The following is a 23087-nucleotide window of genomic DNA, read 5'->3' as shown; positions in this document are numbered from 1 at the left end:
CGTCCAATACCGTGCGCCCTGCGCTGTCCTGCCATGAGCGCGCATACCTCCGCCGTCGTTGCATTCGATAGACCCACGCGCGCTGAGGTCGAGGCCTTCGAACGCCGATCGGGCGGCATGGTCAACGCGCTGGGCGTTGTCACAGGTGCGCTGCCGGGCGGCATCTACACCGTGATGTGCGACGAGGTGCCGGTGCGCTGCCAGCGCGCCGCAAGCTGCCTGCTACGGCCGGAGATGGGGGATACCGTGCTGGTGTCCGGCCCCGATGCGCAGCGCCTGTACCTGACCGCGGTGGCGGAACAGGCCGATTCCAGCATGTCGCGCATCGACACCGAGGGCGGCATGACGCTGGCGGCCAACTCTGGCGAGGTGAGCATCGAGGCGGACACCCAGCTCGCGCTCAAGGGGCGGCAGGGCGTGCACATCGGCACCTCGCGGCTGGCGCTGGAGGCGGCTGAGGCCGATTGCCGCATAGGCCGGTTGGATTACGAGGGAACGGATGTCGAAGCGAGGGCGCTCAATGTGCGCGTCATCGGCCGGCTCTACGAAGCCGTGGTCGACCGGCTGGTGCAGCTCAGCCGCTCGGCCTTTCGCATGACCGATGGTGTGGAGCAGATACGCGCTGGCAGGCTGGACTACCAGGCCGACGAAATGCTCCGCGTTCATGCAAAGAACACCTTCGTTACCGCAGAGCGGGTCGTGAAGGTGGATGCCAGACAGATTCACGTGGGCTGAAGCCTTTTCCTGATTCGAGGAGTTCAATCATGTGTCTAGCAAGTTGCCAGCTTGGCGGGTCGAGCATCGCCGTTCCCGATATCTGCCGTGCGCCAGTGGCTCCAGTGCCGTTGATCAACAAGGCCGACGGCATCATGGCGGTACCGAGCCAGGGGAAAGTCTTGTACAAGTGCACGCCAGCGCACAACAGGGCTACGGTGAATCCCGTCTCGATGCTGGACACCGCGGGCGTCGGACTGGGGGTGAGAGTGCCGCTGGTGATGGGGCCTGCGTACTACACTTCGTCGGGCAAGAAGGTGATCCTGGGCGGCGCACTCTCGGTACGTCTGACCGACCAGCAAAACCAGAACGGTGGCAATGCCCGCGGCTTCCGTGTGATTCCGAGTCAGTACAACATCCTGCACATGTAGTGCCTGGATGCGCTGCGCCGGTTCCACTAGGCGCCAAGCACGGGTGCTGCGCCCGCCAGCGTCACCTGCTGCGGAAACCCCACCCACACCGCCAGCGCCGAGTAGTTGTCCTGCGAATCATCGGCCTTGGCTTCCGCCGCGCGGCGGATCAGTGCCAGCCATTCCTCCGCGCTGTCGGCCAGCTGCAGCGAACGCTCCATCACCTGCTGCGAGATCAGCTGCCAAAGCCCGTCGGTGCAAAGCAGGAATGCATCACCATCGGCCAGCCGCTGCGGCGCGGTGATGGTCGCCTCGGCCGTTGCTCGCGCACCGAGCGCGCGGTACAGCAGATTGGTTTTCACCAGCCGCTCGCCGCCGTTCTGATGGCTCGCGGCCGCATCGCCCGAGCGCTCCGACAGGCTGTGGTCCTCCGTGCGCTGCATCAGCGCGCCGCGACGGAACCAGTAGAGGCGGCTGTCGCCCACGTGCGCCCAGCAGGCCTGGTTGGTGATGCGGTCGACGAACAGCGACACGAAGGTCGCGCTCATGCGGCTCTGCTCGGTCAGCTCGCGCTGCTTGGCAAGGATGGCGTCGTTCGCCGCCTTCACGCAGCGCTGGATGTTGTCGGCCGCCAGCGAGGGCGCAGCGACGAAGGTGTCGAGTGCGGTGTCGACCGCGATGCGCGAGGCCAGCTCGCCGCCCGCGTTGCCGCCGACACCGTCGCTCACCACGAAGCAGCCGTTGCGTTCGTCGAGGTGGTAGCCGATGGCGTCCTGGTTGCCGCTGCGCTCGCCGACGCAGGAGAACTGCGAGGTCGAGATCGGCACGGCGAACGAGGAGGAGGACGAGGAAGAGCGTGTGGCTTCAAGCACGGCGCATCTCCTTCAGCCGTTCCATCTCCTTGTCGTAGGCCTGCTGGAAGGCCCGGCCGAACACGGCCTGGAAGTCGTCCTCGACGGCCGCCGTGGTCTCGGTGTGCAGCTGCTGCAGCTCGCGCCACAGGCGCGCTTCGCGGCCGCCAGGCAGCAGCTTCTCGCCGAGGCTGCCGTCGTGAGGGGTGTCGCGGCTGAGAGCGGCGGGGTCGAAGCGCTTGAGCAGCGTGAGCAGCGCCGCGCGCATGCCCGCGACCATGCCGAGCTGGTGCGACTGCAGGTCGCCGAGCGCGTCGTGCACGGCGGCCTCGGGCGGCAGGAAGCCGGGCATGCGCGCACCGAACATCTGCATCAGCACGGCGCGGCCATTGGGCAGGATCTTGAAGGGGTTGTTCTCCTCGTCCACGATCATCGTGATCTCGGCGCGCACCTCGCGCTTGAGCATGGCGCGCGAAGACAGCAGTTCGATGGTGCCGTCGGTGAAGGCACGCATGATGCGGCCGAGCCGCTGCATGGCTTCGATGTCGAGCGGCTGCTGGCCGGCGACTTCCGGAACGCCGGCGCCCTCGAGGAAAGCCCTGAAGAGGGCTTCCGATGACGACGATGGAAGCGCTGCTGTCCCGGGCTGCGGCGTGCTTGCTGGCGAGGGTGCTGACGTCGCCGCTTCGGGTGCCGGGACAGGTTCTGCCACCGGCGGCGGCTCCGTAAGGAGGGGCGGCTCGGGTCTTGTCTCCTGCATCACGGGCGCAGGCGGTGGCGCGGGAGGAGAGGGCGGCGGAGGTGGTGGGGGCGGAACCGGCGCGGGCGGAGGCGGGGGAGGCGGGGGCGTTGCTTCCACTCGCGGCGGCTCGACGACAGGTGCCGGCGCAGGTGCCGGCATCGCCACCGGATTCGGCGGACGGAACTGCGCCGCCACTTCGCGCGCATGGTTCGAATGACTGTAGCCCGGTGGGGCCGGCCTGTTGTTGTGCAGCAGGTCGACCGCCGGGTGCGTGTCGCCCGGCAGCAGCGGATCGGTATGGGTCAGTGCCGTGGGGCGCGGGTCGGAGAGCGGCGAATGCGCGCTCTCGTCGGACGCGAAGAAGGACAGTGGATCGACGCCGCGCTTGAGCGCAACGTCAGACATGTCCCTGGTCGCGTCGGGATTCAGCTCGGCGAGCGGGTCGACCGGATTGCGGCGTGCCTGCGACGGCAGCTCGAAGGGCTCGTGCGCCATCGGGTCGGGCATCGGCGCGGGCGTTGTGTCGACACGGCGCGGTGCGTTGGCGAGGATGGCGTCCCAGTCGGCCGCGGAGGGCATCTGCGACGAACTGGCGTTCGTGCCCTGGCTCTGCGTGGGCGGAGTCGATTGCGAAAGCGTCGCCCAGGGATCGGGCTGAGGCGCGGGCGCAGGCGGCTGCTGGTATTGCTGCTGCAGCGGTGGAACAAAAGCCTGGCTGGGTGGCGACGGGGCGAAAGCAGCAGGTGGCGGCGGCGCCGGCACCGCCTGGCGCGGCGGCGATGGCATTGCCACCGTGGGCTGCGTGTCTCCGATGGGCAGGGCCCCTTCGCCGAACAGGTCGGCGAAGACGTCGGATGCGCCGGAAGACGGAAGCAGCGCGTCGATGGGGCCTGCTGCCGATATCGGTGGCGCGGCCATCGGCGGCGGTGGCATGTACTGAGCCGGCGCCGCTGCCGGTGGCGGGGGAAAGGGCGGGGGTGGTGGTGCAACAGGGCGCGCGGCATGCTGAGCGCTAGAGGCCTCCAGCACATAGCTGCCGATCGTCACCCGGTCGCCATCGGCCACGCGCGATTCCTGCTCGTGCGCGAGCGGGCGTCCGTTCACGCTGATGGGCAGCACCGCGCTCATGTTGCGCAGCACCGCGGCGCCGTCGTCGTCGAAGCGCACGGTGGCCTGCAGGCGCGAGATCTGGCGCTGCTCGTCAGGCAGCACAAGATTGTTGTCGGGGCTGCGTCCGATCGTTCCTCCGGGCGCGGCGAGCAATGCCGAGGGGCCCGTGGCCACCGGCCTGCCTGCGTGTTCGATCACTGTCCAACGCATGGCTTCTCCGTGTTGGTCTTCTCGCGCCGCAGTGCCGGTGCGGCCGCGATGTTCTTCATCAACGCTTCATTCGCTTGGCGGCCTCGAACGCGGGGCCCCACACCGGATGCTTGCGCTCCGCCACGTTGAGCTCGAAGGTCGGGAACGCATCGAGGATCTTGCGGAACTGCAGCCGGCATTCGGGGATCTGGTTGGCCACGCAGTAGCTGAAGGCCTCGAGCTTCATCGCATCGAGGCGCGTGGCCGGCTCCGCGGCTTCGAACACCGAGACGCCGCCGCTCTTGAGCGTGCTGAGTGCCTTGGCATAGTCGCCTTCGTCATACGCCTGTTGCGCCTTCTCGAGCGTGGTGCGCGCCACTTGCTGGCTCAGTCGTTCGGGTTGGGGCGCGGGCTCCGGCGGCGGTGTGGTCGTGCAACCGGCGACCGCAAGAACAGCTAACGCCAGAGCAGGCAGACATGACTTCAATCTTCTCTCCTACCTTGCAAAGGGCAATGAAAAGGCAATGCTTGAGATAGTGTGCCGCTCAGTCGCGACATGCACGCCATGCGCCATCGTAAGGGCGCATGACTTCGATAATATAAGCCGCGAACCCTCGGGAGATTTCAATGCATCGACGAAGCTTGCTACAAGGCGCACTCGCAACCACACCGTTGTTTGCGGGCCTCATCAGCGGATGCGCATCGACGGCCAAGTCAATGCCCACGCCCTACGCCGTCACCATCAGGATCGACGACGGCGTCAATCCGGACGGGCGAGGACAAGCCGCTCCCATCCTGGTGAAAGTCTTCGAATTGAAATCTTCCGGTAACTTCGAGACAGCAGACTACTTCGCATTACAAGACCGTGACAGGGAAACGCTGAGCACGGAACTGGTCAACGCCGACCAGGCGATCATGCGCAGCGGCGAGGAGCGGGTGTTCAAGCGCGAGGCCGGTCTGGACTCGCGCGCCATAGGCATCATCGCCGGTTATCGCAAGCTGGAGGCCGCTCGCTGGCGCATCGTGCTGCCGCTGAAGGAGCCCAAGCAAACCAACCTGTACAAGGTGTGGCAGTTCTCGCCGAGCGAGCAGGCCGTGCATGTCGCTGTGCGCAAGACAGGCATAGAGCTGCTACCAAGTCGTTAACTTTGGACCGAAGGTATTGATTCGCTAGTACCAAAGTGCGAGAAATTCATAAGCGAAATGCGGTGCAAAACGTAAGACTCGACGTGTAGCATCGAGAGCAAAACAAGTGGACCGGGAGGCCGCTCTCCAGCGCATCTCCCGCTCCGGCGTGAGCACTCCCCAGGAGGACTTTTTGGTGACAGTTCGCAATCGGGGCGCCGCAAAGAACGGCGCTCATCCGCAGGCATTGGCGAATCGCGTTGTGTGGTCCGAGGGCATGTACCTGCGCCCGCAGCACTTCCAGCAAATGGAACGCTATGTCGAGCAGTACGTGACCCGGCGCACCGCGGGCCTGCAAGGCGCCTACTGGGGCTGGCTGCACCTGGACATCGATCGCGACGCCTACGCGCTGGGCCGCGTGTCGCTGCTCGGCGGCGCGGGCGTGATGCCCGACGGCACGCCCTTCTCGTTCGGCGCCGAAGACGCGCCGCTTCCTTATGAAGTGCCCAGCGATCTCACCGACGAACTCATCGTTCTCGCGCTGCCCTTGCGCAGGCCCGGCAGCGAGGAAGTCATCTTTTCGGAAGACGAAGGCTCCGCCGCGCGCTTCGGCGTGATCGAACGCGAGGTGAACGACGGCAATGCCGTCGCCTTGGGCCCGGCCGTGCTGCAGCTCGCGTCACCACGCCTGCGCCTTGCCCGTGCGTCTTCCCTCACTGCCGAATGGCAGGCCATCGGCGCGGTCCGCGTGATCGAGCGCCGCACCGACCACAAGCTGGTGGTCGACGCCAACTACATCCCGCCGGTGCTCGACGCCTCCGCGCACGCCATGCTGCGCAGCATGATCGCGGAGCTGCACGGCCTGCTCACGCAGCGCTCGGAGGCACTGGCCTCGCGCCTCTCGCAACCCGGCCGCGGCGGCGTGAGCGAAGTCTCCGACTTCCTTCTGCTCGAGCTGGTCAACCGCTATCTCGCGCTCACCTGGCATGCGCAGCAGGCCGTGCAGGTGCACCCCGAAGAGCTTTTCGTCGACTGGCTCAAGCTCGCCTGCCACCTCGCCACGCACACTTCGCCCACGCGCCGGCCGGTGCTGTGGCCGATCTACGACCACGACAACCTCAACGAATGCATTCGCCCGCTGCTCGAAGAGCTCCGGCGATCGCTCTCCGCCGTGCTCGAGCAGAGCGCGATCGCCATCGAGCTCGAGGAGCGCAGCCACGGCGTGCGCGTTGGCCGCATGCCCGACCCGGTGCTGGTGCGCAACGCGGGCTTCGTGCTCGCGGTGCATGCCGACCTGCCGGCCGACGCCATCCAGCAGCGCTTCCCCACGCAGGTGAAGATCGGCTCGGTCGAGCGCATCCGCGACCTCGTGCAGCTGCAGCTGCCGGGCGTGGTGGTGCGTCCGCTGCCGGTGGCGCCGCGGCAGATTCCGTACAACGCGGGCTACCACTATTTCGAACTCGACAAGAGCGGCGACATGTGGCGCCAGCTCGAGAAATCGGGCGGCGTCGCGATGCACCTGGCCGGTGACTTTCCCGGTCTGGCCATGGAGTTCTGGGCCATCCGTCCGTGAGGGACTCTATGAACGGTGTCAACGACATGGCCGTCGGCCCGGGGGGCTTCGTGCCGCCGAACCCGGGTGGCGGCAACGCCGATGCGGGCGGCATGCCCGCCGCGCAGCGCGGACTCGGTGCGCAACCCGACTCCTTCACCGCATGGCATGACGCGCGGCGCCCGCATGCGGGCGACACGGCGCTCGCGGGCAACAACCCGCTGGTGGCCGCGGCCAACCCGCTGCTCGACCTGATCCCGCAGATCCGCGCCACCGGCCACCATCCCGCACCCTCGCAGCTGCGCGAGCACCTCGTCGACGAGGTCCGCCGCTTCGAGACGCGCGCGCAGCAGGCGGGCATCGCGCCTGAAGTCATCATCGGCGCGCGTTATTGCCTGTGCACCGCGGTCGACGAGGCCGCGGCGCTCACGCCGTGGGGCGGCAGCATCTGGTCGTCGCAGAGCCTGCTGGTGATGTTCCACAACGAGACCTGGGGCGGCGAGAAGTTCTTCCAGCTCCTGTCGCGCCTGGTGCAGAACCCGCAGCAGCACCTGCACCTGATCGAACTCATCTACTTCTGCCTGGCCATGGGCTTCGAGGGGCGCTTCCGCGTCATCGACAACGGCCGCTCGCAGCTCGAGACGCTCAAGCAGCGGCTGCTGCAGATCATCCGGCAGACGCGCGGCGAGATCCCGGTGCCGCTGTCGCCGCACTGGCAGGACGGCAGCGCACCCGTGCGCCGTTCGCGCAACTGGCTACCGGTGTGGGCCGTCGGCGCGGTCGCAGCGGTGCTGCTGGTGGGCGTGTTCGCGTTTCTCACCTTCAACCTCGCGGGCCACTCCGACGGCGCCTTCGCGGCCGTCAATGCGGTGCGCCTGCCGCAGGCCGAGCGTGCCGTCGTCATGCCGGCGCCGGTGCCGCGCCTGCAGCGCTTCCTCGAGCCTGAAATTCGCGAAGGACTGCTCACCGTGCGCGACGAGGCGGATCGCAGTGTCGTGGTGCTGCGCGGCGACGGCCTCTTCGCCTCGGGCTCCGACCGCGTGCTCGACCGCTACGCGCCGGTGCTCGCGCGCGTGGCCGATGCGCTCAATTCCGTGGAAGGCAATGTGCTGGTCAGCGGCTTCAGCGACGACCAGCCGATCCGCAGCGTGCGCTTCCCCTCCAACTGGCAACTCTCGCAGGCCCGCGCCGACGCGGTGAAGAAGATGATCGCAGCGCGCATTGCGCGGCCCGAGCGCCTGCGCGCCGAAGGCCGCGGTGACGCCGACCCGCTGGTGCCCAACGACTCGCCCGCCAACCGCGCCCGCAACCGCCGCGTCGAGGTGACGCTGCTGGTGGCGCCGGTGGCTCCTGCGCCGCTCGTTGCGCCCGCACCCGCACCTGTGCCCGCACCGCGCTCCGGAGGCACCCGCTGATGCTGCGCGCCATCTTCCGTTTTCTCATCAGCCGCGACCTGTGGGTCTTCCTGGGCCTGGTCGCGCTCGCCTTCCTGATCTGGGTCATCGGCCCGGCCATCGCGGTCGGCCGCTACCGTCCGCTCGAGGACGAGATCGTGCGCATCGTGGTCATCGTGCTGATGTTCACGATCTGGATCGTGCGCGTCATCTACCGCAAGTGGCGCGAGCGCCGGCTCAACGCGCAGCTGCTCAACCAGCTGCGCACGCCCTCCAAGAGCGAGAAGGAGGCCAAGCCCGAGGACGCGCCCGAGATCAAGGAGCTGCAAAGCGGCTTCACCGACGCCACCAACATCCTGAAGAACATGCGCTTCGGCGCGGATGCCGACGGCAAGCCCGCGAGCCGCTTCTCGCTGTTCGACCGGCAGTACCTGTACCAGTTGCCCTGGTACATCTTCATCGGCGCGCCGGGCTCGGGCAAGACCACCGCGCTGGTCAACTCCGACCTCGACTTCCCGCTGGCCGACCAGCTCGGCAAGGCGGCGGTGCGAGGCATCGGCGGCACGCGCAACTGCGACTGGTGGTTCACCAACGAGGCGGTGCTGATCGACACGGCCGGGCGCTACACCACGCACGAGAGCAACCGCGAGACCGACGAGGGCGAGTGGAAGGGCTTCATCGAGCTGCTGAAGAAGTTCAGGCCGCGCCAGCCGATCAACGGTGCGATCCTCACCATCAGCATCGCCGACCTGCCGCTGGCCGACGACGCGCAGCGCGCGCGCCACGCGATGGCGCTGCGCAAGCGGCTGCTGGAGCTGCGCAACGACCTTGGCATCGACTTCCCGGTGTACGTGCTGGTCACCAAGACCGACCTGCTGGCCGGCTTCAACGAATACTTCGGCTCGCTGGGCCGCGCGGAGCGCCAGCAGGTGTGGGGCTTCACCTTCCCGATCCAGGGCAACCCGGCGAAGGCCGGCAAGGGCAACAAGGGCGCGGCGCCCGTGGGCGGCGACCTGCGCGAGCGCTTCCACCAGGAATACAAGCTGCTGCACCAGCGCCTGGACGAGCGACTGCCCGAGCTGCTGGCGGCCGAGTCCGACCCGATGCGCCGTGCGCAGGCCTACCTGCTGCCGCAGCAGTTCGCGAGCTTCGAGGACATCCTCGGTACCTTCCTGGCCGACGTGTTCAACCCGTCGAAGTTCGAGGCCGCGTCGATGCTGCGCGGCGTGTACTTCACCAGCGGCACGCAGGAGGGCACGGCCTTCGACCGCGTGATGGGCGCCATCAAGCGCTACCTGCAGGTCAACGCGCCGCCGGCGCCGCCGCCGGGCCCGGGCAAGAGCTACTTCCTGAAGGAGCTGCTGCAGCAGGTGATCTTCCGCGACGCTGGCGTGGCCGGCACCAACCTGCGCTGGTACCGGCGCAAGCGGGCCATCGACATCGCGGGCTACAGCGTGATCGGCGTGCTGCTGGTGCTGCTGCTGGGCGCTTGCGTGAACAGCTGGCGCAACAACAAGGAGTACGTGGCCGAGGTCGACACCAACGCCAAGGCCTTCAACAAGGCCGCCGCGCGCGGCGAGCTGCCCACGGTGGTCGACACCAGCGGCGACATCGCCAGTTCTCTGCTCATCCTCGACAGGCTGCGCGACCTGCCGAAGTCCAGCCACTTCGACATCGGCGATCCGCCCACCTCCTACCGCTTCGGCCTGTACCAGGGCGAGAAGCTGCAGGCGGCGACCGACGGCGTCTACCAGCGCGCGCTCGAGACCGTGCTGCTGCCGCAGGCCGCGCAGCGCGTGGAGCAGTCGCTGCGCGAAGCCGCCAAGAACGACGCCGAATACAGCTACGAGGCGCTCAAGGCCTACCTCATGCTGTACGACGCCGAGCGCTACGACGCCGACTTCCTGCAGGCCTGGCTGCTCACCGACGTGGACCGCAAGATCGGCGCCTCGCTCACGCGCGAGCAGCGCGCCAACCTGGAGTCGCACCTGAAGGCGCTGTTCTCGGGCCGCGTGGTGACCTCGCCCTTCGCGAAGGACGACAGGCTCATCACGCAGACGCGCGAGCGCCTGGCCGGCGTGCCGCTGGCGCAGCGCTCGTATGCGCGGCTGCGCCGCATCCTGCTGCAGACCAGCCAGCCCAATGCCTTCACCATCGCCGAGGCAGGCGGCGCCGAGTCGGCGCTGGTCATCCGCCGCGCGAGCGGCAAGCCGCTGACCGACGGCATCCCGACGCTCTTCACCTACCGCGGCTACTGGGACATCTTCGACAAGCGCATGGCCGAGACCGCGCTGTCGCTCGAGCAGGAAGACCGCTGGGTGCTGCAGATCCGCGCACCCGGCATCGCCGACATCACCTCGCGCGAGCTGCTGCTGCGCGAGGTGCGCCGGCTCTACCTCACCGACTACATCAAGGTGTGGGACGACTACCTCGTCGACATCCGCCTGGCCGACAGCCGCTCGCTGCTGCAGAGCATCCAGATGACGCGCGTGCTCTCGACCGCCGAGTCGCCGATGTCGCGCATCATCCGGGGCGCCGCGCGCGAGACCGACCTCCTGCGCAACCACGACGAGGCCGCGCGCAGCCTGCTCGACCAGGCGCAGAACCGCGTGCAGAGCACGCGCGAGCGCATCGAGCAGCTCATCGGCCAGCCCGACGGCAGCCAGCGCCGCAACACGCGCGTGGACCGCCCCGAGTCGCTGGTGGACAACCACTTCGAGCCGCTGCGCCGCATGGTCACCGCGCCCAAGCAGGGCGGGCAGGCGCCCATCGACGCGACGGCCGCACTCATCAACGAGCTCTACAACTTCCTCACCGCCACCGACACGGCGCTGCGCAGCGGCAACATCCCGCCGACCAGCGACGCGGTCACCAAGGTGCAGGCCGAGGCGGGGCGCCTGCCGGTGCCTTTCCAGGGCATGCTGAACGACCTTTCCGCCACCGCCTCGTCGAAGGCCGCGGCGGTGACGCGGCAGAACATCGGGCAGAGCGCGGCGGCCAGCATCGGCACCTTCTGCAACCAGGCGATCGCGGGGCGCTACCCCTTCACGCGCGGATCGAACCGCGACGTGGCCTCGGGCGACTTCGCGCAGCTGTTCGCGCCGGGCGGGATGATGGACGACTTCTTCCAGAAGAACCTCATCACGCAGGTCGACACATCGGTCAACCCGTGGGCCTTCAAGCGCGGCGTGGACGGCAGCGCGGCGGGACGCTCGGCCTACCTCGATTCCTTCCAGAAGGCTCAGGCCATCCGCGACGTGTTCTTCTCGGGCATGGCGGGCGGGCGCACGCCCTCGTTCACCATCGACATCCGGCCCGAGGACATGGACGCGGCGCTCACGCAGTTCACGCTCGACGTCGACGGCCAGACGGTGCGCTACGCACACGGCCCGCAGGCGCCCAGCACCATCAAGTGGCCGGGCCCGCGCAACAGCAACCAGGTGCGCCTGCAGGTGACCACCGCCAACGGCACGCCGGCCGGCGGCATCGTGACCGAGGGGCCGTGGGCGCTGCACCGGCTCTTCGACAAGGCTTCCATCTCGGCGGGCAGCTCGCCCGAATCCTTCAACGCCAGCTTCGACCTGCAAGGCAAGAAGGTGGTGCTCGCGGTCACCGCCAACAGCGTCTACAACCCGCTGCGCCTGCCGCAGATGAACAGCTTCTCGTGCCCCGGGAAATCATGAACACCCCCAGGCTTCGCGCACTTCGTGTCGCTTCTCCAACCCCCTTGCAGGGGGCAACACCAGCGGCCCGGCAAAGCCGGTTCCGCGGTGTTCCTGGCATATGCCGCGATGTTGTTTCGAGGCACATGCAATGAACAGCAGCATTCCTCCACAGGCATGGGTGCCGGTCGACGAGCAGATCGGCTGGTACGGCAAGCTGCCCTCCGCCGGCGACTTCCTCTATCGCCGCATGCCGCGCGAGCTGCAGGCCTGGTGGGACCGCTGGATGCAGAACGGCCTGGGCAGCTTCAAGCGCTGGCCCGACGCGATGACGCGCCACTACGCGGTGGCGCCGGTGTGGAACTTCGCGATTCCCGCCACGCAGGGCGTCGACGCGGTGCAGTTCGGCTGCATCGCACCCAGCTGCGACCGGGTGGGCCGCTATTACCCCGTGTGCATCACCCTGCAGGTGGCCGCGCGCAATTACCGCCCCTCGGTGCTCGAAGGCTCGGCCGAGTGGTACTGGCAGTGCGGCAGCGCGATGCTGCAGGCCATCCGCCACGGCGTGGCGCCCGACCAGTTCGACAGCCAGGTGCTGGCGGCCGGCCGCGCGGGCTTCCAGACGGCCAGCGGCGGTTCGGACGACATCCTTTCGATCCTCGGGCCTACGGCCGGTGGCGCCAGCGCCCAGCAGCGCCTGGGCTGGCCAGAGCTTCCACTGTGCTTCGACCCTTTCGGCAGCACCAGCTACTGGTGGACCAACCAGGCCGACGGGTCTCCGTTGCGCACCGCGGCCCATGGCGGCGGGCTCAACACGCCGCTGTTTTCCAAGTTGTTTTCGCAGGGACATGTGCCATGGGCATGAACAAGAAGAGCCATATCGGCCGGCAGGCCCGGAGGGGCCGAGAGGGTCATGGGGGCCGTGAGGACCATGAGGACCGTGAGGATCATGTGGGCGGCCGTCCCGCAGGAGGAAAAGAAGCATGACGACCACGCACGGCATCGGAAGCCCGGCGGCCGACGCGCAGGACGAGCGCCCGCATCCCCTGGGCGTGAACCACCGCCTCGACGAGTTCGAGCTGCTCGAGGTGATCGGCGAGGGCGGCTTCGGCATCGTCTACCGCGCCTACGACCACTCCCTGCAGCGCGAAGTCGCCATCAAGGAATACATGCCCGCGATGCTCGCGCGCCGCGTGGGCGACAACAGCGTGCACGTGCGCTCCGAGCGGCTCACGGCCACCTTCCAGGCGGGCCTGCGCAGCTTCATCAACGAGGCGCGCACGCTCGCGCAGTTCAGCCACCCGGCGCTGGTGCGGGTACACCGCTTCTGGGAGGCGAACTCCACCGCCTACATGGCGATCCAGCTCTACAAGGGCCGCACGCTGCGCCGCCTGGCAGAAGACGAGCCCGGCAAGGTCACCGAGCCCTGGCTGCTGGGCATGCTGGGGCCGCTGCTGGGTGCGCTGGAGACGCTGCACCGCAGCCAGTGCTTCCACCGCGACATCGCGCCCGACAACATCTTCATCCAGCAGGACGACCTGCCGGTGCTGCTCGACTTCGGCGCGGCGCGCAAGTCCATCGCCGACCTCGTCGACGAGGTGGCGGTGATGGTGAAGTCGGGCTACTCGCCCATCGAGCAGTACGCCGACGACAACACCCTGCTGCAGGGCGCATGGACCGACCTGTACGCGCTGGGCGCGGTGCTGTACCGCGCGGTCACCGGCCATCCGCCGCCTTCGGCCGTGGTGCGCAGCGTGCAGGATGCCTACGTGCCGCTGTCGTCCATGGGCCGCGACGACCTGAGCCCGGCCTTCTGCGCCGCCATCGACCACACGCTGGCCGTGCACAGCAAGGACCGCACGCAGACCGTGGCCGCCTTCGCCGCCGAACTCGGGCTGGTGAAGCTGGGCGATATCTACGTGAGCGGCATGGGCGTGCCGGCGGTGATCATTCCCGCCGCCCCCGTGTCGGCCACGCCGCCGCCTCCGCAGCTCACGCCGCAGCAGTTCTCGCCGGTGTCGGCGCCCGCGCCGCTGGAGCCGATGTCGATGCCCATGCCGGTGGCCGCGCCCGAACCGGTGCGCGCTCCCGCGCCGGCGCCCGCACCGCGTGCGGCGCAGGACGAGCGCGACAGCCGCGCCAAGGCCCGCAAGGCCGTGGCTGCCGCGCCCGCGCAGAAGCAGAAGCTCAAGCGCCCGCCCTGGGGCATGGTCGGCGTGCTGCTGATCGCGCTCGTCGCCGTGGGCGCGTGGATCGGCCTGCGCCTCACTTCGGGCATGCAGCCGCAGGAGCCCAAGACCGCGATGGTGCCGGTGCCGCCGCCCAGCGATCCGATGTCGACCAGCACAGCGCCGCCGGCAGCGATGCCGCCAGCGGCCACGACCGGTACCGCCACGTCGCCCGCCACCGACGGCGTGCCGCCGGCGGTGGCCGGCGGTGCCGCGGCGCTGCCCCCGGCCGCGGCGGCCAGCGCGCCCGCAGCATCCACCGGGCCTCTGGCGCCGCTCGAGAACGTTCCGGTCACCACGCCCGGGACTACGCCGGCGACGCCCGCAACACCGGCCACGCCGCCCGAATCCGCATTGGCCACCGCCGAAGCCGAGGACTGGAACCTCGCGCAGAGCGAGAACACGCGCGAAGGCTACGAGGCCTACCTGCGCCGCTACCGCCGCGGCCTGCACGCCCGGGAGGCGCGCAACGCCATCGCCGAGATCAACCGCGTCTCGCCGCCTTCGGTGCCCGTTGCCCCCGGCACACAGCCGCCCGGAACCACCGTGGCCGGCGCCACGCCCGGCACGCCTGGCGCCACCGCCACTCCGCCCGCGGCGGCGCCCGGCATGGGCCGTGTGCTGTTCAACGTGCGGCCTTGGGGCCAGGTGTTCGTCGACGGCGCCGACCGTGGTGTCAGTCCGCCGCTGAAGTCGCTGTCGCTGCGCCCCGGCATCTACAACATCGAAGTGCGCAACGGCGACCTCGAGGTGTACCGGCAGCGCGTGACGGTGCAGGACAGCAAGTCGGCGCCCGTGGTGAGCCACGAGTTCAAGTAGCCGGATCCTGCGGCCCTGCCGGCTCCGGGCCGCGACCCGCCTCGGGGTTACGTGCGCGAGGCGGGAGCGCGCTCTTGCATATCTCGCTTTAGGCGGCTCCTCGCAACGCCCTTCGATACTGCACCGCCTCCGCCAGGTGCCCGACCTGCACGGCCTGCGACCCGGCCAGGTCCGCGATCGTGCGCGCCACCTTCAGCGCCCGGTGCGTGCTGCGCGCCGACCAGCCGAGCTTGGCGGCCGCGTTGAACATGAACGCGCGCGCCGCGTCGTCGAGTGCCGCATGACGGTCGATGGCCGCGCCTTGCAGCGACTGGTTGGCATGGCCCTGGCGCAGCATCGCGCGCTCGCGCGCGGCGACCACGCGTTCGCGGATGCTGTCGGTCGATTCGCCCGCGGGCGCTTCGAGCAGCAGCTGCGCGGACACCGGAGGCACTTCGATGTGCAGGTCGATCCGGTCGAGCAGCGGGCCGCTGAGCTTGCTCTGGTAGCGCGAGACTTGCTCGTGCGTGCAGCGACAGGGCCTGGATGACGAGCCGAGATAGCCGCAGGGACATGGGTTCATCGCGGCGACGAGCTGGAAGCGCGCCGGGAATTCGGCGCGCCGCGCGGCGCGGGCGATGGTGATGGTGCCGGTCTCCAGCGGCTCGCGCAGCGCTTCGAGGGCGGATCTGGCGAACTCGGGAAATTCGTCGAGAAAAAGGACTCCATGGTGCGCGCGGGAGATTTCACCGGGCCGTGGCGGTGAGCCCCCGCCGACCAGTGCCACCGCGCTCGCCGTATGGTGCGGCGAGCATGTCGGCCGCACCCGCCATCGCTCGGTCGCGAAGCGCCCACCCAGGCTGGCCACGGCCGCGCTCTCCAGTGCCTCCTCGATGTGCATCGACGGCAGCAGCCCCGCGAAGCGCTGGGCGAGCATCGACTTGCCCGAGCCCGGCTCGCCCACCATCAGCAGGCTGTGGCCGCCCGCCGCGGCGATTTCGAGCACGCGCTTGACGCCCGTGTGTCCCTTCACTTCCGCAAGATCGGCGTAGCGGGGCGGGTTCGTGTCGGGCGCGGCCCGGATGCGCGCCCAGCCGTCGTCCGTGGTGTCGGGCAACTGTGAAGCTTCGTCATCGGTGGCCACGAACTGGCGCACCACGTCCAGCAGATGCCTGGCGCCGTACACCTCGCCGCCTGGTACCAGCGCCGCCTCCTGCGCACTTTCCAGGGGCAGCACCAGCCGCGTCGCGACGCCGCGCGTGTGCAGCGCGAGCGCCATGGCCAGCGCGCCGCGCACGGGCCGCAACTCGCCCGAAAGCGAGAGCTCGCCGGCGAACTCGTGGCCGGCGAGCTTCGCGTTGTCTATCTGGCCGCTGGCCGCGAGGATGCCCAGCGCGATGGGCAGATCGAAGCGTCCGGAGTCCTTCGGCAGGTCGGCCGGCGCGAGGTTGACCGTGATGCGCTTGTTGTTGGGGAACTCCAGCCCCGCGTTCTGCAGCGCCGAGCGCACGCGCTCTCGCGCCTCCTTGACCTCGGTCTCGACCAGGCCGACCAGCGTGAAGCTGGGCAGGCCGTTCGCCAGATGCACCTCAACCGTGACACTGGCCGCTTCAAGACCCAGCAAGGCGCGGCTTTGCACCAAAGACAGTCCCATTTCTCTCCCTCTCCCCAAGATGGTGCGCATTTTTTGAGCATTCCCGCGGTGGTGCGGCGCACCGTGCATCTGCAACCACTCGCAACAGCTGTTGTAACGATTTGGCTCTCAACCGCGCCGCGGACATGGCTGCAAGGGGCGGCATTCGTGCACTTTGGCACGCTCCCTGCTTTGAGCCTTCCGGTCCAACCACACACTTGCGAGGAGTTCCCTGATGACGCACCGTACCGCCGCCCAGGCGCTGATCGTTCTGGCCACCGCATTGACCGCGTCCGGCGCGGCCCTGGCGCAGACTGCAACGACCGACGCCGCAGCAGCGCCTGCGGCAGCTCCCGCCCCGAATCTGACCGGCAACGTGTCCATCACCACGAACTACAAGTTCCGTGGCCAGGACCAGGACATGATCGGCAAGAACGACTACGCCAAGACCAAGGGCTTCAAGCCCGCGATCCAGGGCGGCCTCGACTACGCCTTCGGCGACAGCGGCTTCTACGTGGGCAACTGGAACTCGAGCGTCAACTGGCTCAAGGGCAACAGCATCGAGATGGACGTGTACGGCGGCTACAAGTTCAAGGCCGGCCCGCTGGACATGGACGTCGGTGCGCTCACCTACATCTACCCGGGCAACTCCTCGGGCAACACCACCGAGCTGTACGTCGGCGCCACCTACGCGAACGACAGCTTCGGCTCCTTCACCGCCAAGTACTCGCACACCGTGTCGAAGGATTACTTCGGCTACGCCGGCAACAAGGCCGGCTCGGGCCTGAAGGGCACGAACACGGGCTACCTGAACCTGTCGTACAGCAAGGAGATCGTGCCCAAGGTCACGCTGAAGGCCGCGGTGGGCTTCACCAACATGTCCAGCGACATCCGCAGCCTGGGCTACAAGAGCTACGTCGACTACAACATCGGCGCGAGCTACGACTTCGGCAACGGCCTGTCGCTGACGGGCTCGGTGCAGGGCGCCAACAAGAAGAACTCGTACCTCGCGGTGAGCAACCCGGGCGTCGACTACGGCTTCGGCACCTTCGGCACGACCTACTACTCGCCGAACAAGGCACGCTTCATCCTCACGCTGACGAAGACGCTGTAATCCATACAACAACGAGGTGCGGCCCAAGCTGCCGCGCCATTTCATTTCCATCCGAAGGAGAAAACTCATGAAGCTGGTCACAGCCATCATCAAACCGTTCAAGCTCGACGAAGTGCGCGAGGCGCTGTCGGCCATCGGCGTGCAGGGGATCACCGTCACCGAGGTGAAGGGCTTCGGCCGCCAGAAGGGCCACACGGAGCTCTACCGCGGCGCCGAATACGTGGTCGACTTCCTGCCCAAGGTCAAGATCGAAGCGGCCGTCTCCGACGACCTCGTCGATCGCGTGATCGAGGCGGTGGAAGGCGCTGCGCGCACCGGCAAGATCGGCGACGGCAAGATCTTCGTCTACAACCTCGAACAGGTCGTTCGCATCCGCACCGGCGAAACGGGCCGCGAAGCCCTCTGATCGAGTCCTGGCCCGAAAGAACAACGACTATGAAAAAACTGCTTGTCTCTCTTGCGCTCGGCTTGAGCGTGCTGGCCGCCGGTACCACCGGCTTCGCGCAGACTCCCGCCGCGGCCACGGCCGAGGCCCCGGCCGCGTCGGCGCCCGCTGCCGCCGCGCCCGCCCCGGCTGCGGCGCCCGCAGCTGCAGCCCCCGCCGCCGCCGATGCAGCTCCCGCTGCGCCCGCCGCGGCTCCCGCTCCGAAGATCGACTCCGGCGACACCGCCTGGATGCTGACTTCGACCCTTCTCGTGATCCTGATGACCATCCCCGGCCTCGCGCTGTTCTATGGCGGCCTGGGCCGCTCGAAGAACATGCTGTCGGTGCTGATGCAGGTCTTCGTGATCTTCTCGCTGATCAGCATCCTGTGGGCCGTCTACGGCTACAGCCTGGCCTTCTCGGGTGACGGCAACTTCTTCGGAGGATTCGACAAGATCTTCATGAAGGGCATCACGCAGGAGACCTTCGGCGCGCTGACCACGATTCCCGAATACGTGTTCGTCGCCTTCCAGGGCACCTTCGCGGCCATCACCGTGGCGCTGATCGTCGGCGCCTTCGCCGAACGCGCCAAGTTCTCGGCCGTGCTGCTGTTCTCGGTGCTGTGGTTCACCTTCAGCTACGTGCCGATCGCCCACATCGTGTGGGGCGGCGGCCTGCTGGGCAAGGACGGCGCGCTCGACTTCGCCGGCGGCACCGTGGTGCACATCAACGCCGGTGTGGCCGGCCTGGTCGGTGCCTACATGGTCGGCAAGCGCGTGGGCTACGGCAAGGAAGCCTTCACGCCTCACTCGCTCACGCTCACCATGGTCGGCGCATCGCTGCTGTGGGTCGGCTGGTTCGGCTTCAACGCCGGCTCGGCCGGTGCTGCCAACGCCGTCGCCGGCCTGGCCTTCGTGAACACGGTACTCGCCACCGCCGCCGCGGCCCTGTCGTGGATCCTGGGCGAGAGCCTGCACAAGGGCAAGGCCTCGATGCTGGGTGCGGCATCCGGTGCCGTCGCCGGCCTGGTGGCCGTCACGCCCGCCGCCGGTTTCGTCGGCCCGATGGGTTCGATCGTGCTGGGCCTGCTGGCCGGCCTGGTCTGCCTGTGGGGCGTGGGTGGCCTGAAGCGCATGCTCGGTGCCGACGATGCGTTCGACGTGTTCGGCGTGCACGGCGTGGGCGGTATCCTGGGTGCCATCCTGACCGGCGTGTTCGCTGCCAAGGGCCTGGGCGGCACCGGCGGCGCGACGCCCGACACCTTCGCGATGGGCGCACAGGTCTGGATCCAGATCAAGAGCGTGCTGCTCACCGTCGTGTGGTCCGGCATCGTGGCCTTCATCGCCTACAAGATCGCCGACCTGACCCTCGGCCTGCGTGTGTCGGAAGAAGAAGAGCGCGAAGGCCTCGACATCTCCTCGCACGGCGAAACCGCATATAACAGGTAAACCCCCAGGCTACGCGCACTTCGTGTCGCTACGCCAACCCCCTTGCAGGGGGCAACACCTGCGGCCCGGCAAAGCCGGTTCCGCGGTGTTCCCCGACTGAAGAAAAAGTTTCAAGCGAGGTCTCCTTTGGATGTTCAGCCCGCCAGCGCTTCGGCGCCAGCGGGCATTTTTTTGTCCGGAGCCCCGGTGGCCGGGAGCAGAATCTCGCCACCATGTGGACCTCCATCGAAGACAGCCTCTGCGAGCTCGGCGAATCGCCGTTCTGGCACCCCGAAGAACGATCGCTCTACTGGCTCGACATTCCCGGCCGCGCCGTGCTGCGAACACGCGGCGAGATCGGATCGCCCGATGCGAAGGTCGAGCGCTGGCCCCTGCCCACCGAGCCCGGCTGCATGGCGCCCGCGCGCAGCGGCGGCCTGGTGATCGCGTTGCGCGACGGCATCTACCGTGCGCGCGAATGGGGTGGCGAACTCGCCGCGATGGCGCGCGTTGAGCACGACGTGCGCACCATGCGCTTCAACGACGGCAAGTGCGACCCGCTGGGCCGCTTCTGGGGCGGCTCGCTCAACGAGGCGAAGGACCGCGCCAACGCCGCGCTCTACTGCTTCGACGCGCGCCCCGGCACCGGCGTCTCGCCCACGCTCACGCAGATGGCCAATGAGTCCACCACCGCCAACGGCCTTGCCTTCTCGCCCGATGCGCGCACCCTCTACTGGGCCGACACGGCCGCGCACGTGGTCTGCGCATGGGACTGGGACGCCGAAGCCAACTCGCTCTCGCGCGCGCGCGTGTTCCACCAGTTCGACGCCAAGCCCGAGGGTTGGAGCGCCGATGCACCGCTGGGCTACCAGGGCCGCCCCGACGGCGCCACCGTCGACGCGCAGGGCCACTACTGGGTTGCCATGTTCGAGGGCGCGCAGCTGCTGCGCTTCGCACCCACGGGCGAGATCGTGGCTTCGGTGCCCGTGCCGGTGCAGTGCCCGACCATGCCCTGCTTCGGCGGCGACGACCTGAAGACGCTGTTCGTCACCAGCGGCCGCAAGGGCCGGCCTGCAGCCGAGCTCGCGCAGCGGCCGGCATCGGGCACGGTGATCTCGATGCGCGTCGACACGCCCGGCCTTCCGGTCAACTTCTTCGAAGACTGAAGAGAAGCCGGAGACCCGGGCGCGCATGGCCCTGCAGCACATCCCGCCGATCCAGTGCCTGCTGACCTTCGAGGCCGTGGCGCGGCTGCGGCATGCGGGCCGCGCGGCCGACGAGCTGTGCGTGACGCCCAGCGCCGTGAGCCACCGCATCCGGCAGCTCGAATCGCACGTCGGCTTCAAGCTCTTCGGGCGCGGCGACTTCAGCCTCACGGCCGACGGCGCGGCCTACCTCGCGAACGTGCGCACGGGGCTCGCCGCGCTGCAGGCGACGCCTCTGGGCGGCAGTGCTGCGCAGCGCGCCACGCGGCTGCGTATCGCGGTCACGCCCACCTTCAGCCGGCAGTTCCTCATGCCGAGGCTGGAGCTGTTCCGCAACATCTACCCCGACATCGAGCTCGTGCTGCAGGTGTCGATCCCGCTGCTCGACGTGACGGCAGAGCAGGCCGACCTCGAGGTGCGTTACGGCCCCGGCGGCTATGCCGACTGCGAGCACCGGCTGCTGATCGGCGAGCAGGTGGTGCCCGCCTGCAGCCCGAGCTACCTCAACGAGTTCGGCCCCTTCACTGGTTTCCGCAGCGCGGCCGAGATCGCCGCCGCGCGGCTCATCCGAAGCCCGCTCGAGCCCTGGGGCACCTGGTTCGCGAGCTGCGGCATCGACCAGCCCGAGCCCGCCATCGGCTCGCAGTTCAACGACCTGGGGCTGATGTACGACGCGGCCGCCAGCGGCTTCGGTGTGGCGCTGGTGCGGCAGAAGCTGGGCGCGGAGTGGTTCGAATCGGGGCGGCTGGTGGCGCTGTCCGACCAGGCCGTGACTTCGCCGCACCGGCACTACATCTGCTGGCAGACCGGCACGCTCGAGCGCTGGGAATGCGCAGCTTTTGCCGACTGGCTGGAACAGAGCCTGCGCTGAACCGGACGGCCTGGCGCGAAGTTCTTTCAAGCGGCCGGCAAAAATCCATCAACCCGGGGCTGCCGCAATGCCCGTAGAGTGCGGTACACCCGAGACATCCGCGAACAGAAGAAAAAGAGGCCGCCGCATGAACGCGCCGCTGACCCCCACGCAACACGATTCGCTACAGAAAACGCAGCGCCAGGCGCAGATCGTTCGCGCGCTGCAGCCGCACCTGCCGGCCCACGCGCTGATCTGGCACGACGAGGACACCACCCCTTACGAGTGCGACGGCCTCACCGCCTACCGCGCCCGCCCGCTGGTTGTGGCCCTGCCCGAGACCGAGGCGCAGGTCGCCGCCGTGCTCAAGGCCTGCCATCGGCTCGGCGTGCCGGTGGTCGCGCGCGGCGCGGGCACCGGGCTCTCGGGCGGCGCGATGCCGCACACCATGGGCTTGACGCTGTCGCTCGCCAGGTTCAACCGCATCCTGAAGATCGATCCGGTGAGCCGCACGGCCGTGGTGCAGTGCGGCGTGCGCAACCTCGCCATCAGCGAGGCGGCCGCGCCCTTCAACCTCTACTACGCGCCCGATCCGTCGAGCCAGATCGCCTGCACCATCGGCGGCAACGTGGCCGAGAACTCGGGCGGCGTGCACTGCCTCAAGTACGGGCTCACGCTGCACAACGTGATGCGCGTGCGCGGCTTCACGGCAGAGGGAGAGCCCATCGAGTTCGGCGGCGAGGCGCTCGACGCACCGGGGCTCGACCTGCTCGCGCTGGTCATCGGCAGCGAGGGCATGCTGGCCGTGACCACCGAGGTCACCGTCAAGCTCGTGCCCAAGCCTCAGCTCGCGCGCTGCATCATGGCCAGCTTCGACGACGTGCGGAAGGCCGGCGACGCGGTGGCCGCGGTGATCGCGGCCGGCATCATCCCGGCCGGGCTGGAGATGATGGACAAGCCCATGACCGCCGCGGTCGAAGACTTCGTGCGCGCGGGCTACGACCTCGACGCCGCCGCCATCCTGCTGTGCGAGTCCGACGGCACGCCCGAGGAGGTGGAGGAAGAGATCGGCCGCATGACCGCCGTGCTGCGCGCCTCGGGCGCTACCGCCATCGCCTGCAGCAACAGCGAGGAGGAGCGCATGCGGTTCTGGAGCGGGCGCAAGAACGCCTTTCCCGCCTCGGGCCGCATCAGCCCCGACTACATGTGCCTGGACTCCACCATCCCGCGCAAGCGCCTGGCCGACATCCTGCTGGCCATCCAGGAGATGGAGAAAAAATACGACCTGCGCTGCTGCAACGTGTTCCACGCGGGCGACGGCAACCTGCACCCGCTGGTGCTGTTCGACGCCAACGACCCCGACGAGCTGCACCGCTGCGAGCTCTTCGGCGCCGACATCCTGGAGACCAGCGTCGCGATGGGCGGCACCGTCTCGGGCGAGCACGGCGTGGGCGTGGAGAAGCTCAACAGCATGTGCGTGCAGTTCACGGCGGCCGAGAACGAGCAGATGCTCGGCGTGAAGCGCGCCTTCGACCCCGAGGGCATGCTGAACCCAGGCAAGGTGATTCCCACGCTGCAGCGCTGCGCCGAGTACGGCAAGCAGGTGGTGCGCGGCGGCAGGCTGCCGCATTCCGATCTGCCGAGGTTCTGAGGATGGCG

18 protein-coding genes are annotated in these 23087 nt (G+C 68.6%); 14 read left to right on the top strand and 4 right to left on the bottom strand.

Features of this window, described 5'->3' with window-relative positions:
* Positions 1 to 33: 33 nt before the first annotated feature.
* On the top strand, positions 34 to 735 hold the full coding sequence (locus ACAM57_RS30665; protein WP_369660048.1) for a DUF3540 domain-containing protein: 702 nt from the start codon (positions 34 to 36) through the stop codon (positions 733 to 735).
* Positions 736 to 764: 29 nt separating this feature from the next.
* Positions 765 to 1145 (top strand): PAAR-like domain-containing protein, encoded by a 381-nt coding sequence (locus tag ACAM57_RS30660; protein ID WP_132751858.1) that lies wholly within the window; start codon positions 765 to 767, stop codon positions 1143 to 1145.
* A gap of 26 nt (positions 1146 to 1171) precedes the next feature.
* On the opposite strand, the gene ACAM57_RS30655 is transcribed toward ACAM57_RS30660, so the two are convergent.
* From ACAM57_RS30655 to ACAM57_RS30645, 3 genes are read right to left on the bottom strand one after another with little or no spacing between them, the layout of a single operon-like run.
* Positions 1172 to 1996 carry a PP2C family serine/threonine-protein phosphatase gene (locus ACAM57_RS30655; RefSeq protein WP_369660047.1) on the bottom strand — a complete coding sequence of 275 codons (825 nt, stop codon included), beginning with the start codon at positions 1994 to 1996 and terminating at the stop codon, positions 1172 to 1174.
* Entirely contained in the window at positions 1989 to 4037 is a 2049-nt protein-coding gene (gene tagH, locus ACAM57_RS30650; protein ID WP_369660046.1) for a type VI secretion system-associated FHA domain protein TagH, read from the bottom strand. The genes ACAM57_RS30655 and tagH overlap by 8 nt, the downstream gene beginning before the upstream one ends.
* 58 nt (positions 4038 to 4095) lie before the next feature.
* Positions 4096 to 4395, bottom strand: coding sequence for a TssQ family T6SS-associated lipoprotein (locus tag ACAM57_RS30645; RefSeq protein WP_311737037.1), 300 nt, complete (start codon positions 4393 to 4395; stop codon positions 4096 to 4098).
* A gap of 248 nt (positions 4396 to 4643) precedes the next feature.
* On the opposite strand from ACAM57_RS30645, the gene tssJ reads away from it, so the two are divergent.
* From tssJ to ACAM57_RS30615, 6 genes are all read left to right on the top strand, one after another.
* Complete coding sequence (gene tssJ / locus ACAM57_RS30640) at positions 4644 to 5162, top strand: type VI secretion system lipoprotein TssJ (protein ID WP_093206787.1); 519 nt, start codon at positions 4644 to 4646, stop codon at positions 5160 to 5162.
* A 172-nt stretch (positions 5163 to 5334) separates the two neighbouring features.
* Positions 5335 to 6714 (top strand): type VI secretion system baseplate subunit TssK, encoded by a 1380-nt coding sequence (gene tssK, locus ACAM57_RS30635; protein WP_126022475.1) that lies wholly within the window; start codon positions 5335 to 5337, stop codon positions 6712 to 6714.
* A gap of 8 nt (positions 6715 to 6722) precedes the next feature.
* A complete protein-coding gene (locus ACAM57_RS30630) occupies positions 6723 to 8108 on the top strand; it encodes a DotU family type VI secretion system protein (RefSeq protein WP_369660045.1) in 1386 nt (461 codons plus the stop codon).
* A complete protein-coding gene (tssM, locus tag ACAM57_RS30625; RefSeq protein ID WP_369660044.1) occupies positions 8108 to 11770 on the top strand; it encodes a type VI secretion system membrane subunit TssM in 3663 nt (1220 codons plus the stop codon). The genes ACAM57_RS30630 and tssM overlap by 1 nt, the downstream gene beginning before the upstream one ends.
* Positions 11771 to 11900: 130 nt before the next feature.
* Positions 11901 to 12614, top strand: coding sequence for a type VI secretion system-associated protein TagF (tagF, locus tag ACAM57_RS30620; protein WP_126022472.1), 714 nt, complete (start codon positions 11901 to 11903; stop codon positions 12612 to 12614).
* Between the two features lie 118 nt (positions 12615 to 12732).
* Positions 12733 to 14796: a serine/threonine protein kinase gene (locus tag ACAM57_RS30615; RefSeq protein WP_369660043.1), complete on the top strand. Its 2064-nt coding sequence runs from the start codon at positions 12733 to 12735 to the stop codon at positions 14794 to 14796.
* A gap of 88 nt (positions 14797 to 14884) precedes the next feature.
* Here ACAM57_RS30615 and ACAM57_RS30610 read toward each other — a convergent pair whose 3' ends face one another.
* On the bottom strand, positions 14885 to 16429 hold the full coding sequence (locus ACAM57_RS30610) for a YifB family Mg chelatase-like AAA ATPase (protein ID WP_369660042.1): 1545 nt from the start codon (positions 16427 to 16429) through the stop codon (positions 14885 to 14887).
* 214 nt (positions 16430 to 16643) lie between these two features.
* Between ACAM57_RS30610 and ACAM57_RS30605 the strand changes: the two genes are divergently transcribed.
* The 6 genes from ACAM57_RS30605 (at position 16644) to ACAM57_RS30580 (ending at position 23079) form a co-directional block, all read left to right on the top strand.
* The gene (locus tag ACAM57_RS30605) at positions 16644 to 17522 is read left to right on the top strand and encodes a TorF family putative porin (RefSeq protein ID WP_126022469.1); all 879 of its coding nucleotides are present in this window, start codon (positions 16644 to 16646) and stop codon (positions 17520 to 17522) included.
* A 67-nt stretch (positions 17523 to 17589) separates the two neighbouring features.
* Entirely contained in the window at positions 17590 to 17928 is a 339-nt protein-coding gene (glnK, locus tag ACAM57_RS30600; protein WP_007833403.1) for a P-II family nitrogen regulator, read from the top strand.
* Between the two features lie 29 nt (positions 17929 to 17957).
* Positions 17958 to 19394: an ammonium transporter gene (locus ACAM57_RS30595; protein ID WP_126022468.1), complete on the top strand. Its 1437-nt coding sequence runs from the start codon at positions 17958 to 17960 to the stop codon at positions 19392 to 19394.
* 212 nt (positions 19395 to 19606) lie between these two features.
* Positions 19607 to 20539 (top strand): SMP-30/gluconolactonase/LRE family protein, encoded by a 933-nt coding sequence (locus tag ACAM57_RS30590; protein WP_369660041.1) that lies wholly within the window; start codon positions 19607 to 19609, stop codon positions 20537 to 20539.
* A 25-nt stretch (positions 20540 to 20564) separates the two neighbouring features.
* A complete protein-coding gene (locus ACAM57_RS30585) occupies positions 20565 to 21449 on the top strand; it encodes a LysR substrate-binding domain-containing protein (RefSeq protein WP_369660040.1) in 885 nt (294 codons plus the stop codon).
* Positions 21450 to 21576: 127 nt separating this feature from the next.
* Positions 21577 to 23079 (top strand): FAD-linked oxidase C-terminal domain-containing protein, encoded by a 1503-nt coding sequence (locus ACAM57_RS30580; RefSeq protein ID WP_369660039.1) that lies wholly within the window; start codon positions 21577 to 21579, stop codon positions 23077 to 23079.
* Positions 23080 to 23087 lie beyond the last annotated feature (8 nt).

It is taken from the genome of Variovorax sp. V15 (assembly GCF_041154425.1).
GTDB lineage: Bacteria > Pseudomonadota > Gammaproteobacteria > Burkholderiales > Burkholderiaceae_C > Variovorax > Variovorax guangxiensis.
Note: the sequence above shows the minus strand (reverse complement) of the source record. Positions and strands in the feature narration are given on the sequence as shown.